Origin of the sequence: Mesorhizobium sp. DCY119, from assembly GCF_003590645.1 — a bacterium.
Classification (GTDB): Bacteria; Pseudomonadota; Alphaproteobacteria; order Rhizobiales; family Rhizobiaceae; genus Mesorhizobium_M.
The window spans coordinates 3371663-3395347 of sequence record NZ_CP031834.1 but is presented as its reverse complement, the minus strand read 5'-3'; the positions used below and the strand labels follow the sequence as shown (position 1 = coordinate 3395347).

Here is a 23685-nt window from a genome sequence, read left to right as displayed (position 1 = left end):
TCCGTTATTCCCCTCGCAAGTGCAGGATGTTCCTGTTATCTACCGCCCCTGAAAGGCAAAGGCCACATGGACGACGATCGAAAAAAATTCCCGCGTAAAGGCGGTCCGCGCAAGGGCGGCAAACCCGATTTCTCGGCAAAGCCGCGCTTCGAGGGCGGCAAACCGTTCGTGAAGCGCGAAGGGGCAGCAAAACCACCCTACGCCAAGCGCCGGGACGATGCGACGCCAGGCGCAGAGCGCCCCAAGCGCGATTTCAAGCGTGACGATCGCCCGCGCGAAGGCGGTGAGGCTAAAGCCGAGCGCAGTGGCGCGCCGTTCCGCAAGGGGCCACGGCCCGAGGGCAAGTCCGGCTTTGCGGCAAAGCCGCGCTTCGAGGGCGGCAAGCCGTTCGAAAAGCGCGACGGCGCGGCCAAGCCCTATGCCAAGCGCCGCGACGATGCGGCAGGTGGCGCGGAGCGTCCCAAGCGCGATTTCAAACGCGACGATCGTCCGCGTGACGGTGCTGCGACGCGGCCTGAACGTAGCGACAAGCCTTTCCGCGCTGGTCCCCGGCCCGAAGGAAAGCCATTCGTTCGTCGGCCCGATCGCGAAGGCGATGCCGGCGGCGAGCGCCCGGCACGGCGTTTCGACCGGCCGCAAGGTGCGCGTGAAGGCGGTTTCGAAAAGCGCCCGCGGCCAGAAGGTTTCAAGCCGGACGGCGAGCGTAAGCCGTTTGCCCGGCCGCGCGTTGCCGAGGAAGTGGAGGAGGGCGAGCGCATTGCCAAGCGGCTGGCCCGCGTCGGCATTGCTTCGCGCCGCGACGCCGAGGAACTGATCGCGGCTGGCCGCGTCAAGGTCAACGGCAAGATCCTGGCTTCGCCGGCCTTCAACGTCATGCCGAGCGATACAATCGAGCTTGACGGCGAGACTATCCCGCCGATCGAACGCACGCGGATGTTCCTGTTCCACAAGCCGTCCGGTGTCGTCACGACGAATCGCGATCCGGAAGGCCGCAAGACGGTTTTCGATCTCCTGCCGGCAGAACTGCCGCGCCTGATGACCATCGGACGCCTCGACATCAACACCGAAGGCCTGCTGCTGCTCACCAATGACGGCGGCCTGTCGCGCGTGCTGGAACTGCCGGCAACCGGCTGGCTGCGCCGCTACCGCGTCCGCGTTCACGGCAAGGTGGACGAAAAGCAGCTTGCCGGGCTCAAGGACGGTATTGCCGTCGACGGTGTGTTCTACGGCGCGATCGAAGCTTCGCTGGACCGCGAGCAGGGCACCAATGCCTGGCTGACGATCGGCCTGCGCGAAGGCAAGAACCGCGAGGTGAAGAACATCCTCGGCGCGCTCGGGCTCGACGTGACGCGGCTGATCCGCATTTCCTACGGACCGTTCCAGCTTGGCGAACTGCCCGAGGGTCATGTCCAGGAAATGGCCGGACGCACGCTGCGTGACCAGCTCGGCGAGCGGCTCATCGAGGAATCGGGCGCGAATTTCGACGCCGATATCGTAAAGCCGTTCTCCAACAAGCCGGTGCGGCGCACTTTCGACAAGCCGGTTCCGGCAGCCGAGCCCGAAAGGGCACCGCGTAAGGCACGCCCGGTGCATATCGGCGAAGGCGGGCTGATCAAGAACCGCAAGCGCGACAATGAACGCCATCGCGAGGACGTGCTCGGCCGCTTGCAGACCAAGCCCGATCGCGGCTTCAAGAGTGATCGCGGCCCGAAATCCGATTTCGGCGACAAGCCGGCTCGTGGACCCAAGCCCGATTTTGGTGACAGGCCCGCGCGCGGACCCAAGCCGGCACGTGGCGGCAAGTCCGAGCGCGAATCGCGTCCGATCGAACCGCCGGGTGTCCGCAAGGCCAATGTCTGGATGGCTCCGGGCGCACGGCCGATCGGCAAGGGCAGAGCAGCCGCTGAAAAGGCGGAAGTGGACGCCCGCAAGGCCAGCAAGGCGCAGCATCACGGCAAGCCGTTCTTCGACAAGCCGGGCGGTGGCAAGACCGGTTTCGGCAAGCCGCGCCGCGAAGGCGATGAGGGCGGCAAGGGACCACGCGGCGGCGGCGATAGGCCGCGCGGCCCGCGCAAGGATCGCGGCTGATGCGCATAGTCGGCGGCGAGCTTCGCGGCCGGCCGCTGGCCACGCCGCGCACCAACGCCATACGTCCGACCACGGACCGCACCCGCGAAGCGCTGTTCAATGTGCTTGCACACCGGTTTTCCGACCGGCTGGAGGGCGCGCGCGTGCTCGACCTCTTCGCCGGCACCGGCGCGCTTGGGCTTGAAGCGCTGTCGCGTGGGGCGTCGTTCTGCATGTTCATCGAGGAGTCGGCTGAAGGGCGCGGCTTGATCCGCACCAATGTCGAAACCTTCAGTTTGAATGGCCGCACCAAGATTTTCCGGCGCGATGCGACCGGCCTTGGCCCGGCCGGCACCGTGCAGCCTTTCGGTCTCGTTTTCGCCGACCCGCCCTATGGCAAGGGTCTGGGCGAGGCAGCACTTAAATCCGCCCGCGACGGGGGCTGGCTCACGCCCGATGCGCTGTGCGTGGTCGAGGAATCGGCCGCCGCCGCTTTCGATCCGGGAACAGGCTTTTCGGTCATTGACGAGCGCAGTTATGGCGAAACCATCATACGCCTGATCGAACTTTCCTGATCTTTTCAGGCACTTCGTCTAGCTTCGGCCTCTTTTTCGGGGACACATGACGGAGAATTCATTTTTCCAGCCGTCATGTGGCTGCCATACCGCTCATGACAATTGCAGTGATGCCGAGGAGCCGTTGATGATTTTTGAAGCCGGGTGGGCAATACGGCGGGGAGGACGCTTCGTTGCGGCGTCCCTGATGTTGCTGACGGTAACCGCCGCGCCTGCCTTGATGGCCCCAGCGCAAGCCGCCCAGGGCGACCAGGAGGTTTCCGATTTCTTCCTCGGCAACGGCATGGAAGTGGTGGTCATACCCGACCATCGTGCACCGATCGTTACGCATATGGTCTGGTACAAGATCGGCAGCGCCGACGAACCGCCAGGCAAATCCGGCATTGCCCACTTCTTCGAGCATCTGATGTTCAAGGGCACGACGAACCACCGGGCTGGCGAGTTCGGTACCAGGATCGCCGAGATCGGTGGCAGCGAAAACGCTTTCACATCATATGATTACACGGCTTTCTTCCAGACCGTGACGCCCGACGCGCTCGAAACCATGATGAGTTTCGAGTCAGACCGCATGCGCAACCTGATTCTCACCGATGCCGTGATCGGGCCTGAGCGCGACGTCATCCTCGAGGAGCGTCGTTCGCGGATCGAGGGCAGCCCGGACGCGCTGCTGAGCGAAGAGGTTCAGGCAACGCTGTTCCAGAACCATCCCTATCGCATTCCGGTAATCGGCTGGATGCATGAGATGGAAAAGCTGAACCGCCCCGACGCTGTCGATTTCTACAACCGCTACTATGCGCCGAACAATGCCGTGCTGGTCGTGGCCGGCGACGTCGATGCCGCAACCGTGCGGGCGATGGCCGAAAAGACCTATGGCCGAGTGGCGCGCGGCCCGGACCTGCCGCCGCGCATCCGCCCGACCGAGCCGGAGCAGAACACCAAGCGCACCGTGACACTGACGGACGCGCGCGTCAGCGTGCCGAGCTTCTCCAAGGGATGGGTCGTGCCGTCCTATAATCGCGCCCAGCCGGGTGAGGCCGAAGCACTCGACCTGCTGTCGGAAATTCTCGGTGGCGGCACCCAGAGCCGGCTTTATCAGGCGCTTGTCGTCAAGGCTCGCATTGCCTCGGGCGCCGGCGCCTATTTCGACGGCACGGCATTGGATGACACCAGTTTCACCGTCTACGGCTCGCCGCTCGGCGAGACCGGGCTGGAGAAGCTGGAGGCAGCGGTCGATGCCGAGATCGTCAGCGTCGCTACCAAGGGCGTCACAGACGCAGAGCTGGAGAAGGCCAAGAACCGCTATGTCCGCAGCATGATCTTTGCGCGCGACAACCAGTCCAGCATGGCCAATATGTATGGCAGCACGCTGACCACCGGCGGGACAGTCCAGGAAATACAGCAGTGGCCGGACAAGATCCGGGCCGTTACAGCTGACCAGGTGCGCGCGGTGGCCGCCAAATATCTCAAGCCTGAGATTTCGGTGACGGGCTACCTGCTGCCGGTTTCAGCCGCGGCCAAGCCGGACGAAACGCAGGTTCCGCCGGCCGATGTGGGCGCAACCGACGGCGAGACGGGCAAGCCCGGTCCTGCCGAGGCCGCCCCCGCCAAGACACCGCCTGCGAATTGATCCGGATGGTTACCATGAGAACGACATTCGACATACGCGCCCGGGCGATCTCCTCGATCGTCACGCTGGCGATGGCGCTTTTCTTCCTTGTCCTGCCCTGCGTGGTCTCGGCGCGAGCGGCGATGAACATCCAGGAAGTGAAATCCTCCAGTGGCGTCACGGCCTGGCTTGTCGAGGATTATTCGGTTCCGATCATCGCAATCCGCTTCGCCTTCGAGGGCGGCGGTACACAGGACCCGAAAGGCAAGGAGGGTCTCGCCAACCTCATGACCGGCCTGTTCGACGAAGGTGCCGGTGATCTCGATAGCGAGACGTACCAGTCGCGGCTTGACGATGCTGGCGCCGAGATGAGTTTCACCGCACGGCGCGATAGCATCTACGGTTCGATGCGGCTGCTTGCCGACCAGCGCGAAGAGGCTTTCGACCTCTTGCGCATGGCGATCACCGCGCCGCGGTTCGACCAGGCGCCGATCGACCGCATCCGCGCGCAAATCGTGTCCGGCATCGTGTCCGGCGCGCGCGACCCGGAAGTCGCCGCACGGCTGAAATGGGCTTCGGCGCTCTACGGCGACCACCCATATGCGCGTCGCGACGAAGGCAACGAGCAGTCGCTCGCAACCATAACCGCAGACGATCTGCGCGCTTTTCACAAGGCGATATTCGCCCGGGAGAAGCTCAAGGTCTCCGTTGTCGGTGCGATCGATGCCGAAACGCTGAAGGCCGATCTCGACAAGCTCTTCGGCAGCCTGCCGGAAAAGCCGACGCTTACGCCCATCGCCGATGTGCAGCCGAAACTTGGCCAGGAAGTCCGCGTCGAATACGACCTGCCGCAGACGATGATCCAGCTCGCTTATCCGGGTGTCGAGCGCACGGCGCCGGACTTCTTCGGCGCGGTGCTGATGAACCACATTCTCGGCGGCGGCACGTTCACCTCGCGGCTGTTCGACGAGGTGCGTGAGAAGCGCGGCCTGACCTATGGCATTTCCTCGTCGCTGGTGAATTACGAGCATGCCAATGCCTTGACGATCGGCACCTCCACCCGCGCCGACAAGGCGGCCGAGGCGCTGGCGCTGATCCGCGACGTGATACGCAAGATGGCCGATGAAGGGCCGACGCAGGCAGAACTGGACGCAGCGAAGAAATACCTGATCGGCGCCTACGCCATCAACAATCTCGACTCCTCGAGCGCCATAGCCAGCACGCTGGTGGAGCTGCAACTGCAGGATCTCGGCATCGACTACATGAATCGACGCGCCGGATTGATCAATGCGGTAACGCTGGAAGACACCAAGGCGGCTGCGAAGAAACTGCTGACCGTCGATCCGGCGATACTGATCGTCGGGCCTTCGCTGGTGGCGGGGAGCAAGTGATGAGCCCGACCTTCGCCATCGCATTTGGTGGCGGCGGTGCGCGCGGGCTCGCGCATATCCATGTCATCGAGGCGCTGGACGAACTCGGCATCAGCCCGGTGGCGATAGCCGGCTCCTCGATCGGCGCCATCATGGGCGCAGGCATGGCGGCCGGCATGAGCGGCCGCGACATTCACGAATATGCGCGTTCGGTGCTCGGCAAGCGCTCCGAAGTGGCGTCACGCATGTGGCGGGCGAGGCCGGGCACCTTCGCGGAGATGATGGAAGGCGGCCTGCGCGTCAGCCAGTTCAACATCGAGCGTATTTTGCAGGTGTTCCTGCCGCCCCAAATTCCCGAGACATTTGCCGAGCTGAAAATCCCGTTGCGGGTGACGGCGACCGATTTTTTCGGTCACCAGATGACGGTGTTCGACGAGGGTGAACTGAATTCGGCGCTCGCAGCCTCCGCCGCCATTCCGGCCGTGTTCCGCCCGGTGCGGCGTGACGGCAAGATTCTGATCGACGGCGGCATCTACAATCCGGTGCCGTTCGATCTGGTCGAGAAGGATGCTGACATCGTGATTGCCATCGATGTCGTCGGCACCCCGACGGATGGTGGGCGCAAGAGGCCGAACTCCATCGACCTGATGTTCGGCGCAACCCAGCTGATGATGCAGTCGATCATCGCCAGCAAGGTCAAGCAGGGCAGGCCGGAGATTTTCCTGCGTCCGCCGGTGTCCCAGTTTCGTGCTCTGGATTTCCTGAAGATCGACGCGGTGATGAGCGAAACAGCTGCCATCAAGGACGAGCTGAAGCGCGCGGTCGAAGTGGCTCTGCGCAGCGCCGAGCGCCGCCGCTCGGCTTAACCTCACTGCAGCGTTGCTGCCTTGCCGGTTGAAAACGGCGACTGCGCCGAAGGCGGCGGCGATGGCATGGTCTCGTCGGGCACGGGCTGGCCGGCGATGCCGCGCACGACGCGGAAGCAGACAAGCATCGAGACCACGCCGAAGACCACTGCGCCCAGGCCCCAGCCGGCGATGACACCCTGGGCGCCGTAGAAATGCGCGCCGGCCCAGACGAAGGGGATAACGCCCAGCGTCGAGCGGCCCCAGTTGAACACTGTCGAATAGGTCGGGTAGCCGAGATTGTTGAAGGCCGCGCTCGAAACGAAGATCGCGCCGTTGAACAGGAAGCTGCCGGCGGCGAACAGGCAGAAGAACTCGATCAGTTCACGCGACAGCCCACTCGCACCGAAGATCGAGGCGATCGGGTGGGCGAATATCGCCAGCAGCGCCCACATCACCAGGACATAGCCGACGGTGAAGAAGAGTGCGTTGCGCATCGTGCTCATGAGGCGGTCGTATCTGCGCGCGCCGTAGTTCTGCCCGAGGATCGGCCCGACGGCGCCTGAAAGCGCAAAGATGACGCCGAATGCGACCGGCACGATACGCCCGATGATCGCCCATCCGGCCACGGCCTGATCACCGAAGGCCGCAATCTCGGTGGTGACGAAGGCGTTGCCGACCGGGGTCGCGATCTGCGTCAGCACGGCAGGCAGGCCGATGGCGAAGAAGGGCCGGAACGCGGCGGCAAGCCTTTCGCGGTCGGGCAGCCTGATAAGGTGATGGACGCGGTGCGCGCCATGGATGCCGACGGCGAGCATGACGATGCGCGAAAGCACGGTGGAGATCGCAGCACCATCGATGCCGAGGCCAAGGCCGAAAATGAGGATCGGGTCGAAGATCGCGGCAGCAATGGCGGCGGCGAGCGTCACATACATTGCACGCTTGGCGTCTCCGACACCGCGCAAGATGCCAGTGGTGCACATGCCGAGCGCCAGCAGCGGCGTCGAAAACAGCACCATCTGCAAAAAGCGCGTGGAAAGATCCAATGTATTGCCGGTCGCGCCGAGCATCGCGGTGAGTTCGCGCAGGAAGGGAAAGACGGCAATGCTGAGCAGCACCGTCGTAATCCCCATGAACACCATCGAGGCCCCGCCCATGCGGGCCGCATCCTCGCGGCTGCCGCGCCCCAGCGCACGGGAAACCAGCGCGCCGCAGGCGATCGTCAGGCCGATGGCGATCGAAACCGTGAAGAACAGCAGCGTCGAGGCAAAGCCAATCGCTGCCGCCAGTTCCTGAACGCCGAGCAGCGAAATGTAGAAGAGGTTCAGCGCATCAACGATAAAGACCGCAATCAGGCCCACCGATCCCGTCGCCGTCATCGTGATGACATGGCGCATGGTCGAGCCGGTGGTGAATTTGGCCGTCTGGGCAGGTTGCGACTTTTCGTTCATGCGGTCTGCTTTCGGCCTCGGATCGGCGATCAGTGCGCGAAGACTTGCTCGAGCGACCGGAAGCCCTTGAACTCAAGCGCGTTGCCGGAAGGGTCGCGGATGAACAGCGTCGCCTGTTCGCCGGGCTCGCCGGCAAAGCGGATCATCGGCCGCTCCAGCCAGTCGATGCCGTCCTGGGCTTCAAGACGGTCGGCCAGCGCCTGCCAGTCGTTCATCAGCAGGACCGCGCCGAAATGCGGGATCGGCACCAGCTTGCCGCCGACCTGTCCGTCATTGGCCGCCGAGGCCGTCTCCGGGCGCAGATGTGCCGACATCTGGTGGCCGAAAAGATCGAAATCGACCCAGGTATCGGACGAGCGCCCGATCGCGCAGCCGAGGACGTCACGGTAGAAAGCACGGGTTTCCTCGAGGTCGCGGACGGGGAATGCGAGGTGAAAAGGGGTCATGTTCGGGGTCCGGTTATTCTGCGTGAGGCGATATGCCCGGTTGCTATTGGCGCTATGGTGGTCGACTCCTAGACTAGAGTCGGATCGTTTCCAAAGGAATTGGTTCGGCACGGGTCTTTCTGCTGGACCACGCCCATTGCACAAGCGGGATGGGAACAATAGATGGTGCAGCAAGCCTGCGAGCCAACTGATTTGGGAAAATCCGCATGAATGACACCCTCGATGCCGTCAAGGACGCCGGAAAGCTGACCGATCGCGTCGCGGCTCTCGTCGAAGCGGCAAAGCGAGCCGGTGCGGATGCGGCCGATGCCGTCGCCGTCCGTGGCCGCTCGGCCGGCGTTTCCGTGCGGCTCGGCAAGGTTGAAGCCACGGAGGCGTCGGAAAGCGAGGATGTGTCGCTACGCGTCTTCGTTGGCCAGCGCGTCGCCAGCGTATCTGCGACGGCGGCATCCGACCCGAATCAACTGGCCGAGCGTGCCGTTGCCATGGCGAAGGTTTCGCCGGAGGATCCTTATCAGGGGCTGGCCGATCCTGCGCTGCTCGCCAAGACTGTTAGCGACCTCGATCTCTACGACGACACGGTCGTTTCAGCCGAGCGGCTGAAGGCTGATGCTCTGGCAGCCGAGGAAGCGGCTCTCGCGGTTCCCGGTGTCACCAATTCCGGCGGCAGCGGCGCGAGTGCTGGTCTCGGCGGCATGGTGCTTGCCACCTCGCACGGCTTTCTCGGCCACTATGTCGGCACGCGCTTTTCGCGCTCGGCCAGCGTCATTGCCGGCGAGGGCACCGGCATGGAGCGCGACTATGATTTCTCCTCGCGCCAGCATTTTGCCGATCTGGATGCGCCCGACGCGATCGGACGCTCAGCTGGTGAAAGGGCGGTGCGTCGGCTCAATGCCCGCAAGGCCAAGACCGGCCCGGTCGACGTGGTGTTCGACCCGCGCGTCTCGCGCGGCATTGCCAGCCATCTTGCCGGAGCCATCAACGGCGCCTCGGTGGCGCGCAAGACGAGCTTCCTGCGCGACATGATGGGCAAGCAGGTGGCAAACGGGATCATCACCGTCATCGACGAACCGCTGCGCCGGCGCGGCCCGGCCTCGCGGCCCTTCGACGGCGAAGGTATCGAAGGCGAGAAGCTGGTGATGGTCGACAAGGGCATCCTGAACCACTGGTTCCTCTCGACCTCTGCCGCCAAGGAACTCGGCCTCCAGACCAACGGTCGCGGCGCGCGCAGCGGCTCTTCCGTCTCGCCGACCTCGACCAACCTGTCCATCGAGCCGGGCGACCGCTCGCCCGAAGACCTCATCAAGTCGCTGAAGAGCGGCTTCTATGTCACGGAAGTGTTCGGCCAGGGCGTCAACATGATCACCGGCGAATACAGCCGCGGCGCCTCCGGCTTCTGGATCGAGAACGGCGAGCTTGCCTATCCCGTTTCGGAAGTCACCATCGCCTCGAACCTCAGGGACATGTTCCTCAACATGGTCCCCGCGAGCGATATCGACCGCAATTTCGGCACGGCCGCACCAACGCTACTCATCGAAGGAATGACGCTTGCCGGAAGCTGAGACAGCCAGCATATCGACCGCCGCCGAAGATCTGTCGCTGCTGCTGGATGCTGCGCGCGAGGCCGGCGACATCGCGATGCGCTACTTCAGGAAAAGCCCGGAAGTCTGGATGAAGACCGGGCAATCGCCCGTCAGCGAGGCAGATTATGCCGTCGATAAATTCCTGCGCGAGACGCTGACGGCGGCACGGCCAGATTATGGCTGGCTGTCGGAAGAGACAGCCGACACCGATGCGCGGCTGTCTGCCCGCCGCACCTTCGTCGTCGACCCCATCGACGGCACGCGCGGCTTCATCGACGGGCAGGATGCATGGTGCGTCAGCGTCGCGGTTGTCGAAGCGGGACAGCCGATAGCCGGCGTTCTCGATTGCCCGGCGCGGCACGAAATCTTTTCGGCAATACCGGGAGAGGGCGCGCGCAAGAACGGCTCGATCATCAGCGTTCGTGAAGTCGGCGAGGAAATCGAGATCGGCGGCCCGAAGCCGTTTTTCGACCTCATGCCCGAGGAATGGCTCCAGCGGGCGCATCGCGTCGCGCATGTTCCCTCGCTTGCCTATCGCCTGGCGCTGATTGCCGAAGGCTCGCTCGACGCCACCTTCGTCAAGCCCAACTCGCATGATTGGGACATCGCCGCTGCCGACCTGATCCTGCGCGAAGCAGGTGGAAAGCTTGTGGATGCGGCAGGCAACCTGCCGTCTTATGCCGGTGCCGTCACCGCGCACGGCGCGCTGGTTGCGGGCAGTGGCCATCTTCTCGCCGCCATTGCCGGGGTAATAGCGGGTGCCGGGCGCTGAAAGCGCGTCGAGGCGGTTTCAAAACAATCCGTTTTCATCTAGACAATGGCAGCTTTGCCAATCACGATTCAGGAATTCCCATGTCCGAGGAAGACGGAAAAAAGCAGCTTTTGCATCTGGTTTTCGGTGGCGAGCTGAAGAAGCTCGGCTCCACCGAATTTCGCGATCTGGACGCGCTCGACATTGTCGGCGTATTCCCCGACTACCAGTCCGCACATACGGCCTGGAAAGCGAAAGCCCAGGCGAGCGTCGACAACGCGCATATGCGCTATTTCGTGGTTCACCTGCACCGGCTGCTTGATCCGGAAGCCAAGGCGACCGGTCAGAGCTGATGGACGAAAGACGAGTGGCGTCGCCGGTCGTTCAGGCCGCGGCCCCGAAGAAACGCAAACCGGGCGGCGCGAAGGGTTTCTGGCGCAAGATCCGCAAGCCGCTGGCGCAGTCGAGTTTTGCCAAGGGCCTGATTGCGAGCCTTCTTGCCTACGGCCTGCGCTTCGTGCGCCTTACCAACCCGCTCGCCAAGGGTTCGACCGACGTCAAGCAGGCTCAGGCCGAAATGACCCCGGCCATCATCGCGCTCTGGCACGGCCAGCATCTTCTTGCGCCGGTCATGTTGCCGAGGCGGCAGAAGATGCTCGCCATGGTCTCGCGCAGCGCTGATGCCGAACTCAACGCGCTTGTGCTGGAAAAATTCGGCTTCGAAGCCGTGCGGGGGTCCGGTGGCCGTGAAGACAAGCGCCATGCGGAAAAAGGCGGCGCGCGGGCGTTGATCGTCCTGAAAAAGGCGCTCGATGCCGGCAAGAACGTCGCCATGATTGCAGACATTCCCCACGGAACGCCGCGTGAAGCCGGTCTCGGCATCATCACGCTGGCGCGCCTTTCGGGCAAGCCGGTGATTCCGCTGGCCGTCGCCACCAGCCGCCGCAAGGTGCTGGAACGAAGCTGGGACAAGACCACCATCAACCTGCCTTTCGGCCGCTGCGGCGTCATCGTCGGCGAGCCGGTCCATGTGCCGGCAGGCGCCAGCGAGGCGATGATGGAGTTCAAGCGCCAGGAATTGACCGCTTCGCTCAACCGCGCGACGGCACAGGCCTATCTTATCGCCGACGGTGGCCGCTTATGAGCGAACGCTGGGCGCGCAGGTTGCTTTCGGGTTACCGCCTTGCCGGCTCGGTCGCGTTTCCCGTCATGGGCGCCTATGTCGCTTGGCGTTCAAGCCGCGGCAAGGAAGATCACGCAAGGCGCCGCGAGCGTTACGGCCGGGCAAGCCAGCCCCGGCCGGAGGGCCCGCTGATCTGGGTTCATGCCGCGAGCGTGGGCGAGACGATCGCGGTTGTGCCGCTGGTGGAAAGCATACTCGGCTACGGCATCAACATCGTGCTGACGACAGGCACCGTGACTTCCGCGCAGGTCGCCGACGAGCGGCTTGGCGGGCGCGTCATTCATCAATATGTGCCGCTTGATATGAAGCCGGCGGTAAGCCGTTTTCTCGATCATTGGCAACCTGACCTCGCCATCATCGCCGAATCGGAGATATGGCCGATGACGATTCTGGAACTGGGCCGCCGTCGCGTGCCTCAGGTCCTGGTCAACGGCCGCCTGTCCGACCGCTCGTTCAAGAACTGGAAGAAGCGGCCCTTCATCGCTGAAGCGCTGTTCGAGAACCTCGCCCATGTGGTTGCGCAATCCGATGTCGACGGCCAGCGCTTCGCGGCACTCGGCGCGCGACCGGTCAGCGTTTCCGGCAACCTGAAGGTCGACACCGCGCCGCCACCGGTCGATGAGAAGGTGCTCAATGCGCTTCAGCGCCAGATCGGGAAGCGCAAGACCTGGGCGGCGATTTCGACGCATGACGGCGAAGAGGCTGTCGCAGCCGAAGTCCATACCATGCTGCACAAGCGCCATCCCGGCCTGCTCACCATCATCGTACCGCGTCACCCTGACCGGGCGGCCGCACTTGCCGAGGAGTTTACCGCACTCGGGCTTTCGGTTGCGCGGCGCAGCAACGGCGACAAGGTTACCGCAGATACCGACATCCTGCTTGGCGACACCATCGGCGAAATGGGGCTTTACCTGCGCCTGACAGAGATTGCATTCGTCGGCCGTTCCCTGACCTCCGAGGGAGGGCAGAACCCGCTGGAGCCGGCGATGCTTGAAACCGCCGTGCTTGCCGGTCGCAACGTCCAGAATTTCCGCGAAACCTATCAACGTCTCATCGATCGCGGTGGGGCCAAGCTGGTGCGCGACCGCGATATGCTCGCCGGCGCCGTCAACTTCCTGCTGGTGAACGAGGTTGCGCGCCACGACATGATGGCGGCCGGCGTAGTGACGGTGGACGAGATGCGCGGCGCATTGGCCAAGACCTTGAGGGCGCTAGAGCCTTACATCCAGCCGCTTGTCGTCAAATCGCGGCTCAAGGGACCGGGCGGACGGTAGCGGTGGCGAGCGAGGCGCCTCCTTTCTGGTGGGAGCGGCCCGACTGGCGGGCTTATGCACTGTCGCCGCTTTCCACGCTCTACGGAATGGTGGCCGCGCGCCGCATGGCGAGTGCGAAGCGCGAGACGGTCGACCTGCCCGTGCTTTGCATCGGCAACTTCACCGTCGGCGGAACCGGCAAGACGCCGGTGGCAATCGCGCTCGCCCGGCAGGCGCGGGCGATGAACCTGACGCCCGGCATCCTGTCGCGCGGGCATGGCGGCGGCTTTTCGCAGCCACATATCGTGGATGTGCATCACGACAGCGCAAAGCATGTCGGCGACGAGCCGCTGCTTCTGGCCGAGCATGCATCCGTGGCCGTAACCCCCAACCGGCCCGCCGGCGCCAAGCTGCTGCTGGAACAGGGCTGCGATTTCCTCATCATGGATGACGGCTTCCAGAGTGCGCGCATCCATATCGACTACGCACTGGTGGTCGTCGATGCGCGCTATGGCATCGGCAATGGCCATGTCATCCCCGGCGGACCGCTGCGCGCGCCTCTGCTGGAGCAGCTTCGCTTCGCCGATGCGGTGCTGAAGATGGGCGAGGGAAGTGCCGGCGATGGCATCGTGCGCAAGGCCTCACGCGCCGGCAAGCCGGTGTTCGAGGCGACCGTGCGCCCGCGCAATGCTGAAGCTTTGGCCGGCCGCCGGTTTCTCGCTTTTGCCGGCATCGGCCACCCCGACAAGTTCTTCGATACGATCGTGAAGGCCGGGGGCACCGTGGCGTTGTCGCGGTCCTTCCCGGATCATCACGTCTTTGCCGACGACGAACTGGCCGAACTGCACGCCACCGCGCGCGCCGGGCAGCTGGAGATGATGACGACAGCCAAGGACGCAGCAAGGCTGCGCCATGGTGCTGCGCCCCAGGATTTTGTCGATCAGCTCAATGTGCTGGAAATAGATGCCGTGTTCGAACTGGAGCAGGTTCCGGCGCGGATCATCGAGGAAACGCTGGAAGCCTGGCGCCGGCGGCGATCTGGTAATTAGCGCCTGACGCGCAATTCCGGATTGGATTCGATCTCGCGCGCGAGCGACACCGAGGCGTTCACATAGGGCTCCTGGCGCGCGACGCTCCAGTATTTCAGCTCGTCCAGCGGGATCGATTCACTGGTGACCGCGCAGCGCACGAACGCGCCGGGGCTGGTGACCTGGAAATCACCATCGAGATAGCGGATGCGGGCTTCCCTTGCGCCGGGGCCCTCGAAACGGTTCATCATGCGTGCGTGCTCAAAGCTTGTTTGAGATTGTTCCGCCACAAAATGCGGGCGAGGTCAAGCGGCAGGCTGCGGCAGGGCGAGACGAGGCTCTTCGCGATGGGCCGCGCGCGCGTGCTGGAGGAACAGATCGGCACAGGCCGACCAGCTATATTGCATCGCCTTGGCGCGCGCATCGGTGCGGCTGACGCCGAGGGCTGCGAGCGAGGCCTGGCGCAGATCTTCCGAAAGCACGCCGCCGACGCCGTCGGCCAGCACATCGCGCGGGCCGGTGACCGGAAAGGCCGCGACCGGCACGCCGCTGGCCAGCGCTTCGAGAAGCACGATGCCGAATGTGTCGGTGCGGCTCGGGAACACGAAGACATCGGCGCTGGCGTAGATATCGGCGAGTTCGTCGCCCGTCTTCACGCCGAGGAAGGTGACATCGGGATAGACCTCGCGAAACCGGTCCAGCGCCGGCCCATCGCCGACAACGACCTTGCTGCCGGGCAGGTCGAGATCGAGGAAGGCGGGAAGGTTCTTTTCCACCGCCACGCGCCCGACCGACAGGAACACCGGACCGGAGCGCGCAGTCTTGCGCCGGCGATCGGGGCGGAACATGGCCGTGTCGACACCGCGCGTCCATGGCCGCACATTGGTGAAGCCGCGCCCGGTCAGCTCCCCGGCAAGCGACGGCGTGGCGACCAGCGTGCCGCAACCGGCATTGTGGAAACGGCGCAGCCAGGCATAGCTCCAGCTTTCCGGGATCGGTGCGCGGGCGCTGAGATATTCAGGAAAGCGGGTGTGATAGCTGGTGGTGAAGGACAGGTCGCGCTTCACGCAGAAACGGCGGGCGAGAATGCCGAGCGGGCCTTCGGTGGCGATGTGGATATGGTCAGGCGCAGCTTCTTGGATGCGCCGGGCGATCTGGCCGGGTGTGGCAAGTGCCAGGCGGATATCGGCATAGGAGGGCAGGGGAATGGTCGAAAAACCCTGGGGCGTCAGCATCTCGACGGTGCAGCCCCGTGCGCGCAGCCCTTCGCAAACCCGTTCCAGCGTGCGCACGACGCCGTTGATCTGCGGATGCCAGGCGTCGGAGACGATCAGGATGCGCATGGTCGAGACTCGATGCGAAGTTGTTTCCGGCCGAGCTGCCCCTCATCCGCCTGCCGGCACCTTCTCCCCGTATAGTGACGGGGAGAAGGTGGCTTGCCGCAACGTTGGCGATCTCCCTCTCCCCGTTTTTCACGGGGGTCCGAAGGACGGACGAGACCCGTGGCTCGCCCGGGAATGGGTAAGGGTGAGGGGCAATTCACTTGGGCAAACAAAGCCATTTTCAGCGCGAAGGACGCCGAAATCCCGTCGGAAAACAATTTGGTCGAATCAAATATGCCGCCGCTTTGCATGGCGGGTTTTCATCATGTTTCGATGACAGGTGCGTGACGCGCTACTTCCGGCCGAACAGCCGCTCGATATCGGCAAGCTTCAGCTCGATATAGGTCGGGCGGCCGTGGTTGCAGGTGCCGGAGCCCGGCGTCGCTTCCATCTGGCGCAGCAGCGCGTTCATTTCCTCGGGCCGCAGGCGCCGGCCTGAGCGGACCGAACCGTGGCAGGCCATGGTCGCCGCGATCTTGTCGAGGCGCTCTTTCAGGGTTTCGGTGGTGTCGTTGTCGGCGATCTCATCGGCAAGATCGCGCACCAACTGGGCGACATTCGTTTCACCGAGCATCGACGGCGTTTCACGCACGGCGATGGCACCCCGCCCGAAACGCTCGACGCCGAGGCCGAAGCGGCGCAGCATATCGGAATGCGCGGCAAGGCGCGAAACATCGTCTTCCGGCAGGTCGACGATTTCGGGCAGAAGCAGCATCTGCGCCGGCACCGGACGGGCATGGAGCGCGTTCTTCAGCGCCTCATAGACCAGCCGCTCGTGGGCGGCATGCTGGTCGACGATGATCAGCGAATCCTGCGTCTGCGCGACGATGTAGTTTTCATGCACCTGCGCGCGCGCGGCACCCAGCTGCGCCTGAAGCAGCTCCTCCGGCAGCTCCGACTGTCCCGCACGAGCATCCGCACTGGCGATCGGGCCGGTGTCGAAGGCGGATTGCGGACTTTCGCCAAAACCGCCGTCGAGCGGACGATAGGGCGAACGCGCCGCGTCGAATCCTGTGGTGGCTGCTGCGCGGAAGCCCGGATTGAAACTGCGGTGGCCGTTTGCCGGACCAGGATGGGCATAGGCGGACGCACCCGGCCGGAAGGCTCCCATCATTGCCGCCGCACCGGATGTTGCGGAGCGCACGCCGGCATCGGCAAGCGCCTGGCGGATCGAGCCGACGATCAGCCCGCGCACCAGCCCGGGGTCGCGGAAGCGCACATCGGCCTTGGCGGGATGGACATTAACGTCGACGGTTGCCGGGTCGAGCGTCAGGAACAGCACTGTCACCGCGTTGCGATCGCGCGGCAGGACATCGGCATAGGCACCGCGAATGGCCGAGGCGATCAGCTTGTCGCGCACCGGGCGGCCGTTGACATAGGCATATTGCTGCAGCGCGTTGGCGCGCGAATAGGACGGGATCGAGACGTGGCCGGTGAGCCGCACGTTTTCGCGCACGGCATCGATGGCGATCGAATTCTCGGGAAACTCCCCGCCCATGACCTGCGCGATGCGAGTGAGCTGCCCGTCCGGGCTGTCATCGCTGGCCGGCAGCTCCAGCGTCGTGCGATCCGGCCCGGAGACCGTGAAGCGCACCGCTGGAAAAGCAATCGCGATGCGCTTGACGATGTCGCTGATCGCGGTCGTCTCGGCGCGCTCGCCCTTCATGAATTTCAGCCGGGCAGGGGTGGCGAAGAACAGGTCGCGGACCTCGACCGAAGTGCCCTTGTTGGCGGCGGCAGGTCGCACGGCGGAAACGTCGCCGCCCTCGATGCCGATCTCGGCAGCCGAGCCGGAGGCAGCCGTGCGCGAGCGGATCGTCAGCCGCGACACCGAGCCGATCGAAGGCAGGGCCTCGCCGCGAAAGCCGAGCGAGCGAATGTCATGGATGTCGGTCGAAAGCTTGGAGGTGCAGTGCCGCGAGACGGCAAGCTCCAGCTCGCTCTCCGATATGCCCGAGCCGTCGTCGCCGACGCGAATGAGGTTCAGCCCGCCGCCGGCGGTCACGACCTCCACGCGGGAAGCGCCCGCGTCGAGAGCATTCTCGACCAGTTCCTTGACCACGCTGGCTGGGCGCTCGATGACCTCGCCGGCTGCGATCTGGTTGATCATCGTTTCTGAAAGCTGGCGAATGGGCATGGCATCCATATAGCGGATTCGAAGGCGGCGGCGATAGCGGCAAGCCGTCAGTTTGCGTCATGCAAAGGCGCAAGGTTGGCTTTTCTTTGGTGTTGTTCCGGGGGTAGTCTCGTAGCGTAATCGGGAGGCCCGCATGGAACCCACCGTTATCGAGCAAGCGCCCGACGCTGCGCGCAAACGTGGCGGACGCGTCGCCCGGCGCGAACTGCGCTCGCATGGCCAGCAGGGGCACGGCCGGCCCTATATCCTGCGTGGCATCCCGACCTACGACATCATGTCGGAAGAAAATCTTCTTCGCATAGAGGCGACGGCCGATCGCATACTCGCCGAGATCGGCATCGAGTTCCGCGACGATCCCGCAGCTCTCGACCACTGGAAGCGGGCCGGCGCGAAGATCGAGGGCGACCTGGTGAAATTCGAGCCGGGCATGCTGCGCGAAATCCTGAAGACTGCGCCCGCCCAATTCACCCAGCACGCGCGCAACCCGGAAAACTCGGTGCTGATCGGCGGCAAAAGCGTGGTGTTTTCACCGGCTTACGGCTCGCCTTTCGTCATGGATATCGACAAGGGCCGCCGCTACGGCACGATCGAAGACTTTCAGAATTTCGTGAAGCTGGCGCAGTCCTCGCCCTGGCTGCACCATTCCGGCGGCACGATCTGCGAGCCGGTCGACGTGCCGGTCAACAAGCGCCATCTCGACATGGTCTACAGCCACATCAAATATTCCGATCGCGGCTTCATGGGCTCGGTGACCGCGGAAAGCCGCGCCGAAGACTCGATCGACATGGCGCGCATTGTCTTCGGCGAAAGCTTCGTCGATCAGAACTGCGTCATCCTCGGCAATGTCAACGTCAACTCGCCGCTGGTCTGGGACGCGACCATGACGACGGCGCTGCGCGCCTATGCCCGCGCCAACCAGGCGGCGGTCATCGTGCCCTTCATCCTCGGCGGCGCCATGGGGCCGGTGACCAATGCCGGCGCGATTGCGCAATCGCTGGCCGAAACCATGGCCGGCTGCGCGCTGACCCAGCTTGAGCGGCCGGGTGCGCCGGTCATTTTCGGCAATTTCCTGTCGTCCATGTCACTGCGCTCTGGCTCACCGACCTTCGGCACGCCTGAACCGGCGATTGGTTCGATGGTGATCGGCCAGCTGGCGCGGCGGCTGAACCTGCCGCTCAGATGTTCCGGCAATTTCACCACCTCGAAACTGCCGGACGCGCAGGCGATGAACGAAGGCACCATGTCGATGCTCGCTGCGGTTCATTGCGGCGCCAACTTCATCCTGCATTCGGCCGGCTTCCTCGATGGGCTGCTGTCGATGTCCTACGAGAAATTCGTCATGGACATGGATTTTTGCGGCGCGCTGCACACCTATCTCGACGGCGTGAAGGTGGACGACAATCAGCTTGCGCTGGAGGCCTTTCAGGAGGTCGGGCCGGGCAGCCACTTCTTCGGCTGCGGCCACACCATGGCGAACTACGAGACGGCATTCTGGGACACGGAGGTCGCTGACAACGAACCTTTCGAGAAGTGGGAGGCAGCGGGCTCGGAGGATGCAGCCATCCGCGCCAACAAGCGCTGGAAAAAGATGCTGGCCGAATATCAACCGCCGCCGCTGGATGAAGGCACAGACGAAGCGTTGCGCGATTTCATGGACCGGAAAAAAGCCGCGATGGCGGACGCGTGGTATTGACCGTCGATATGCCCGCTTCCGAGGTCGTCATGAAATACGAGGTTTTGATTGCCGCCTTTGCCATGCTCTCACCGACAGCCGCTTCCGCCGGTGAGGCACTGGATACGGTGAAACCGTTCTACGACCACATCGGCATCGAACTGGATCCCGCTGAGCGGGCCCGCTTCGTCGATCCGGCAAAATCCGTTCTCGACGCCCGCGACCGATTGGTGTCATCGGGGCAGGGCGACTGCCTGGACGACAACATGGCACTCGACAACGCCGCCTACGACAAGGCCGAATTCGACAAGAGCCTCAAGCTGGCAGAATCCGAGAATGGCGACACCGCCGTGGTGGTCGCAGCCTTCATGGCGTCGAAGGAGCCGCATCGCATGCAATGGAAACTGAAAAAGGTCGAAGGCCAATGGAAGATCGCCGACCTCCTGTCGGTCACCAACGAATGGGCGCTCAGTCAGTACCAATGCGAATGAATGTCACCGCCGCTGTTCCCTGCTCAGCCCCTGCCGCGATAGGGCGCGACGCCGGTTTCGGGCAGCCAGGCGCCTTCGGGCGGGGTGCCGGTCTGCCAGAAGACGTCGATGGGAATGCCGCCGCGCGGATACCAGTAGCCGGCGATGCGCAGCCACAGCGGCTTCGTCGCTTGCACCACACGCCGGCCGATCATCACCGTGCAGTCTTCGTGGAAAGCGCCGTGATTGCGGAAGGATGTCAGGAAAAGCTTCAGCGATTTCGATTCGACGAGTGCTGCGTCCGGGGCATAGTCGATGACGATATGGGCGAAATCGGGCTGGCCGGTGACCGGACAGAGCGAGGTGAATTCCGGGCAGGTGAAGCGCACGATCGCCGGCGCGCCGTCGCCGCGCGTGAAGGGCACGGTCTCCAGGGTGGCGGCTTCCGGCGAGGTCGGCGTTTCGGCTTTCGCGCCGAGCTGGGTGAGGTTGTCGGTGATGGTCATTTTTTCATCCTTTAGACCGGCGTTATAGAGAACATTGGGGAACAAAAAAGGCCATGACGAGCAACGACCCGCTTCTTCAACCCTACCAGCTCAAGCACCTGACGCTGAAGAACCGCGTCATGTCGACCAGCCATGAGCCGGCCTATTCGGATGACGGTCTACCCAAGGAGCGCTACCGGCTATATCACGCCGAAAAGGCCAAGGGCGGCATGGCGCTGACGATGACGGCGGGCTCGGCAATCGTGTCGCGCGACAGCCCGGCCGCCTTCGGCAATCTCCAGGCTTACCGCGACGAGATCGTGCCGTGGATGCGCGAGCTGGTCGATTCCTGCCATGAGCATGACTGCAAGGTGATGATCCAGATCACCCATCTCGGCCGTCGCACGGGTTGGAACAAGGCCGACTGGCTGCCGGTGCTCTCGGCCTCGCCGGTGCGGGAGCCGGCGCATCGTTCCTTTCCCAAGATCGCCGAGGACTGGGATCTGGACCGCATCGTCGCCGACTACGCCTCTGCGGCGCAGAGGATGCAGGCGGCCGGGCTCGACGGCATCGAGTTCGAAGCCTACGGCCATTTGATGGACGGGTTCTGGTCGCCTGCGACCAACCATCGCGACGACGATTATGGCGGCTCGCTCGACAACCGGCTGCGCTTCACCTGGCGGGTTATCGACGCGGTGCGCAAGGCGGTCGGCGAGAAGTTCATCGTCGGCATCCGCATGGTTGCGGACGAGGATTTTGAGAAGGGGCTATCGAAGGACGAAGGCGTCGAGATCGCGCGCCGGCTGGCGGCGTCGGGGAAGTTCGATTTCCTCAACATCATCCGCGGCCATATCGAGACGGATGCAGCACTCACCGGCGTCATCCCGATCCAGGGCATGCGAGCCTCGCCGCATCTGGATTTTGCCGGCGAGGTGAGGGCGGCGACGAAGTTTCCCGTATTCCATGCCGCGCGCATATCGGATGTCGCAACCGCACGCCACGCGATTGCCGAGGGCAAGCTCGACATGGTCGGCATGACGCGCGCGCACATTGCCGACCCGCATATCATCAAGAAGGTGATGGAAGGCCGCGAGCACGAAATCCGCCCCTGCGTCGGCGCCACCTACTGCCTCGACCGCATTTATGAAGGCGGCGAGGCGCTGTGCATCCACAATGCCGCGACCGGGCGCGAGGCGACCATTCCACATGTCATCCAGAAGGCAGATGGACCGCGCAAGGCCATCATTGTCATCGGCGCGGGTGCTGCGGGACTGGAGGCGGCGCGGGTCGCCGCCGAGCGCGGCCACAAGGTTACGGTGCTGGAGGCGTCAGGTCAGGCCGGCGGGCAGGTGCGGCTCGCCGCCCAAAACCCGCGCCGCAAGGAACTTATCGGTATCGTCGACTGGCGGCTGGCCGAGCTGGAGCGGCTTGGCGTCGAAATCCGCTACGACACATGGGCGGAAGCCGACGATGTGCTGGCGCTGAAGCCGGACGCGGTGGTCATCGCCACCGGCGGCCTGCCGCAGAACCCTCCGCTGGAGGCAGGCGATAATCTGGTCACATCGAGCTGGGACATCATCGCCGGCGCGGTCAAGCCGGCCGAAAACGTGCTGGTCTATGACGAGAATGGCGGCCATCAGGGCATGACGGCGGCCGAACTGATCGCCAATGCCGGTGCGAGGCTGGAACTCGTTTCGCCCGAGCGCTTCTTCGCGCCGGAAATGGGCGGCATGAACCATGTGCCTTACATGCGCGCCTTTCAGGAGAAGGGTGTCAGGATCACCATCAACACGCGGCTGGTCGCGGTGCGGCGTGAGGGAAATCAGCTGGTTGCGACCCTTGGTTCGGATTTTGCCGAAGGCTGGCGCGAGGAGCGGCGGGTCGATCAGGTCGTGGTCGAGCACGGCACATTGCCCATCGACGATCTCTATCTGGCGCTGAAACCGCTGTCGAAGAATGGCGGTGCCGTCGACTATGAGCGTCTGGTCAGCGGCGGTGATATCTTTCCGAACACACACCCTAAGAGGGGGTTCACGCTGTTCCGGATTGGCGATGCAGTCGCGGCGAGAAACATCCACGCGGCAATCTATGACGGCATTCGCTTTACCATGCGGATTTGAGTGCCGTCAGACATGCACCGTACCGTGCGACAGCTCGCCGGGGCGAACTGTCGGGCGCAGGCTGGCATAGGCGATCCAGGCATAGAACGCCGCGACGAGCGCAATGATGATCCAGCCGGGGATGGGCCCCAAAGCGGCATTGCGCACGATTTCTCCCAGCGACGTCGCCGTATCGTGGCTGATGCCGAAATCCTGCAGTTTCGGCGAGGAAATCTTCAGGATCCACGCCAGCAGCAGAAGCAGGAACATCCACGAGTAGTTTCTCTGCAGTCGACGTGAGACGGCCGCGTTGAGGCTCAGCAGGAATTTCGGCTCGCGCAGGTCGCTGCCCAGTATCTTTGCCCAGTCATTGTCGATCGAGCCCGAGCCACTGAACAGCGGCGCGAAATAGTTGCGTTCGATCAGGCGGACGCGGTTTCGGTACACGTCGAAGAAGCGGTAGCGCCGCGCCTCAATGACCAGCAGCAGAAGCATGAGCAGCATGGCGAAAAGCAGCACGCCATGGTGCGAGGCCGAAGTCGACAGCGAAAGCGAAAGCATCGCGGCGGCGGCAGTGATGGCCCAGTTGCTGGTGCGGTCGATGCGGTCGCGCCAGCCGGCCATCCGGGCGATTTCGGCGCGGTGATAGTGGGCGAGAACGGTGATGAATTCGGTCGAGGTGACCGGCATTGGCGGAACGGCGAACCCGCTGATGAACTCCTCGCTCAGTTGCTGTTGCTTGACGCTTTCCATGGTCTCCTCCCACAGGCAAAGCCGCACCGTGGGAGTATACGCCAGTCCGTTCGTTGCGTCCGGGCGAAACGTCGAAAAGCCTAGAGCGAGATGACGTTTCCTAGAATTGTCATCTCACTCCAGGATATTATTTTGAAGCATGATCTTGTCTGAAAAGTCTGCAACTTTTCGGGATCATGCTCTAAATTTCCAAGCGCTTGTAATTGGCGATGTCAGCGCGGATTCCGAGCCGGGACATCATTTCGTGGCGGTCGAAGCCGGTCTTGGCATGGAACTTCGCCACGGCGGCGGTCACACGCTCGATGACATCCGGCGTCTCCCATTCAACCATCGTCACGAAGTTGAACTCGCCTGGACCGGACTGCTGTTCCAGGATGATGTCGTTTACGAAACCCTCCTGCTTTCGCAGCAAAGCGTGCGTTGCCGCCACCTTGGCGAGGAACTCGTCGCGACCTGCCTCCGGAACCGCAAACTTGTCGACGCGATAGAACGGTCTGCGCTCAAGGGAACTTCTGTCTTCAATCATTTG

The 23685-nt window shown here is 63.9% G+C and carries 22 protein-coding genes; 14 read left to right on the top strand and 8 right to left on the bottom strand.

What is annotated here, in order from left to right; genetic code table 11:
* The first annotated feature begins 66 nt into the window (after window positions 1-66).
* The 5 genes from DZG07_RS16475 to DZG07_RS16455 all read left to right on the top strand — a co-directional run bounded on the left by DZG07_RS16475 (window position 67) and on the right by DZG07_RS16455 (window position 6484).
* Entirely contained in the window at window positions 67-2088 is a 2022-nt protein-coding gene (locus DZG07_RS16475) for a pseudouridine synthase (RefSeq protein ID WP_119818752.1), read from the top strand.
* A complete protein-coding gene (gene rsmD, locus DZG07_RS16470) occupies window positions 2088-2642 on the top strand; it encodes a 16S rRNA (guanine(966)-N(2))-methyltransferase RsmD (RefSeq protein ID WP_091912067.1) in 555 nt (184 codons plus the stop codon). Before DZG07_RS16475 ends, rsmD begins: the two co-directional genes overlap by 1 nt.
* 220 nt (window positions 2643-2862) lie before the next feature.
* Window positions 2863-4269, top strand: a complete 1407-nt coding sequence (locus DZG07_RS16465) for a pitrilysin family protein (protein ID WP_244537804.1) — start codon at window positions 2863-2865, stop codon at window positions 4267-4269.
* Window positions 4270-4283: 14 nt separating this feature from the next.
* Window positions 4284-5639: a pitrilysin family protein gene (locus DZG07_RS16460; RefSeq protein WP_245429499.1), complete on the top strand. Its 1356-nt coding sequence runs from the start codon at window positions 4284-4286 to the stop codon at window positions 5637-5639.
* Entirely contained in the window at window positions 5639-6484 is an 846-nt protein-coding gene (locus DZG07_RS16455; protein WP_119818746.1) for a patatin-like phospholipase family protein, read from the top strand. The genes DZG07_RS16460 and DZG07_RS16455 overlap by 1 nt, the downstream gene beginning before the upstream one ends.
* 2 nt (window positions 6485-6486) lie before the next feature.
* Here the strand turns inward: DZG07_RS16455 and DZG07_RS16450 are convergent, their stop codons facing one another.
* Window positions 6487-7914, bottom strand: a complete 1428-nt coding sequence (locus tag DZG07_RS16450) for an MATE family efflux transporter (RefSeq protein ID WP_197716865.1) — start codon at window positions 7912-7914, stop codon at window positions 6487-6489.
* Window positions 7915-7943: 29 nt separating this feature from the next.
* Window positions 7944-8360 (bottom strand): VOC family protein, encoded by a 417-nt coding sequence (locus DZG07_RS16445; RefSeq protein WP_119818743.1) that lies wholly within the window; start codon window positions 8358-8360, stop codon window positions 7944-7946.
* A gap of 206 nt (window positions 8361-8566) precedes the next feature.
* Between DZG07_RS16445 and DZG07_RS16440 the strand changes: the two genes are divergently transcribed.
* From DZG07_RS16440 to lpxK, 6 genes are all read left to right on the top strand, one after another.
* Window positions 8567-9922: a TldD/PmbA family protein gene (locus tag DZG07_RS16440; protein WP_119818740.1), complete on the top strand. Its 1356-nt coding sequence runs from the start codon at window positions 8567-8569 to the stop codon at window positions 9920-9922.
* A complete protein-coding gene (locus DZG07_RS16435) occupies window positions 9909-10715 on the top strand; it encodes a 3'(2'),5'-bisphosphate nucleotidase CysQ (RefSeq protein ID WP_119818737.1) in 807 nt (268 codons plus the stop codon). The genes DZG07_RS16440 and DZG07_RS16435 overlap by 14 nt, the downstream gene beginning before the upstream one ends.
* Before the next feature lie 80 nt (window positions 10716-10795).
* Window positions 10796-11047 carry a DUF4170 domain-containing protein gene (locus tag DZG07_RS16430; RefSeq protein WP_091912053.1) on the top strand — a complete coding sequence of 84 codons (252 nt, stop codon included), beginning with the start codon at window positions 10796-10798 and terminating at the stop codon, window positions 11045-11047.
* Window positions 11047-11838 carry a lysophospholipid acyltransferase family protein gene (locus DZG07_RS16425; protein ID WP_091912051.1) on the top strand — a complete coding sequence of 264 codons (792 nt, stop codon included), beginning with the start codon at window positions 11047-11049 and terminating at the stop codon, window positions 11836-11838. Before DZG07_RS16430 ends, DZG07_RS16425 begins: the two co-directional genes overlap by 1 nt.
* A complete protein-coding gene (gene waaA, locus DZG07_RS16420) occupies window positions 11835-13151 on the top strand; it encodes a lipid IV(A) 3-deoxy-D-manno-octulosonic acid transferase (protein ID WP_119818734.1) in 1317 nt (438 codons plus the stop codon). Before DZG07_RS16425 ends, waaA begins: the two co-directional genes overlap by 4 nt.
* A gap of 2 nt (window positions 13152-13153) precedes the next feature.
* Complete coding sequence (gene lpxK / locus DZG07_RS16415) at window positions 13154-14179, top strand: tetraacyldisaccharide 4'-kinase (RefSeq protein ID WP_119818731.1); 1026 nt, start codon at window positions 13154-13156, stop codon at window positions 14177-14179.
* Here the strand turns inward: lpxK and DZG07_RS16410 are convergent.
* From DZG07_RS16410 to mutL, 3 genes are all read right to left on the bottom strand, one after another.
* Complete coding sequence (locus DZG07_RS16410) at window positions 14176-14409, bottom strand: DUF2093 domain-containing protein (RefSeq protein ID WP_091912045.1); 234 nt, start codon at window positions 14407-14409, stop codon at window positions 14176-14178. The two genes, lpxK and DZG07_RS16410, sit on opposite strands and share 4 nt — an antisense overlap.
* A gap of 54 nt (window positions 14410-14463) precedes the next feature.
* Window positions 14464-15501 (bottom strand): glycosyltransferase family 1 protein, encoded by a 1038-nt coding sequence (locus DZG07_RS16405; RefSeq protein WP_119818729.1) that lies wholly within the window; start codon window positions 15499-15501, stop codon window positions 14464-14466.
* 331 nt (window positions 15502-15832) lie between these two features.
* Window positions 15833-17677: a DNA mismatch repair endonuclease MutL gene (gene mutL, locus DZG07_RS16400; protein WP_119821807.1), complete on the bottom strand. Its 1845-nt coding sequence runs from the start codon at window positions 17675-17677 to the stop codon at window positions 15833-15835.
* 133 nt (window positions 17678-17810) lie between these two features.
* Here mutL and DZG07_RS16395 point away from each other — a divergent pair, with 133 nt between their 5' ends.
* Together DZG07_RS16395 and DZG07_RS16390 are read left to right on the top strand one after the other, a co-directional pair.
* The gene (locus DZG07_RS16395; protein WP_119818726.1) at window positions 17811-19370 is read left to right on the top strand and encodes a trimethylamine methyltransferase family protein; all 1560 of its coding nucleotides are present in this window, start codon (window positions 17811-17813) and stop codon (window positions 19368-19370) included.
* Window positions 19367-19840 carry a hypothetical protein gene (locus DZG07_RS16390; protein ID WP_119920278.1) on the top strand — a complete coding sequence of 158 codons (474 nt, stop codon included), beginning with the start codon at window positions 19367-19369 and terminating at the stop codon, window positions 19838-19840. The genes DZG07_RS16395 and DZG07_RS16390 overlap by 4 nt, the downstream gene beginning before the upstream one ends.
* 23 nt (window positions 19841-19863) lie before the next feature.
* Here the strand turns inward: DZG07_RS16390 and queF are convergent, their stop codons facing one another.
* On the bottom strand, window positions 19864-20325 hold the full coding sequence (gene queF / locus DZG07_RS16385) for a preQ(1) synthase (protein WP_119821805.1): 462 nt from the start codon (window positions 20323-20325) through the stop codon (window positions 19864-19866).
* Window positions 20326-20378: 53 nt separating this feature from the next.
* Between queF and DZG07_RS16380 the strand changes: the two genes are divergently transcribed.
* Window positions 20379-22424 (top strand): NADH:flavin oxidoreductase, encoded by a 2046-nt coding sequence (locus DZG07_RS16380; RefSeq protein ID WP_119818720.1) that lies wholly within the window; start codon window positions 20379-20381, stop codon window positions 22422-22424.
* Between the two features lie 6 nt (window positions 22425-22430).
* On the opposite strand, the gene DZG07_RS16375 is transcribed toward DZG07_RS16380, so the two are convergent.
* Both DZG07_RS16375 and DZG07_RS16370 read right to left on the bottom strand, forming a co-directional pair.
* The gene (locus DZG07_RS16375; protein WP_119818717.1) at window positions 22431-23156 is read right to left on the bottom strand and encodes a DUF2270 domain-containing protein; all 726 of its coding nucleotides are present in this window, start codon (window positions 23154-23156) and stop codon (window positions 22431-22433) included.
* A 181-nt stretch (window positions 23157-23337) separates the two neighbouring features.
* Window positions 23338-23682: an antibiotic biosynthesis monooxygenase gene (locus DZG07_RS16370; RefSeq protein WP_119818714.1), complete on the bottom strand. Its 345-nt coding sequence runs from the start codon at window positions 23680-23682 to the stop codon at window positions 23338-23340.
* Window positions 23683-23685 lie beyond the last annotated feature (3 nt).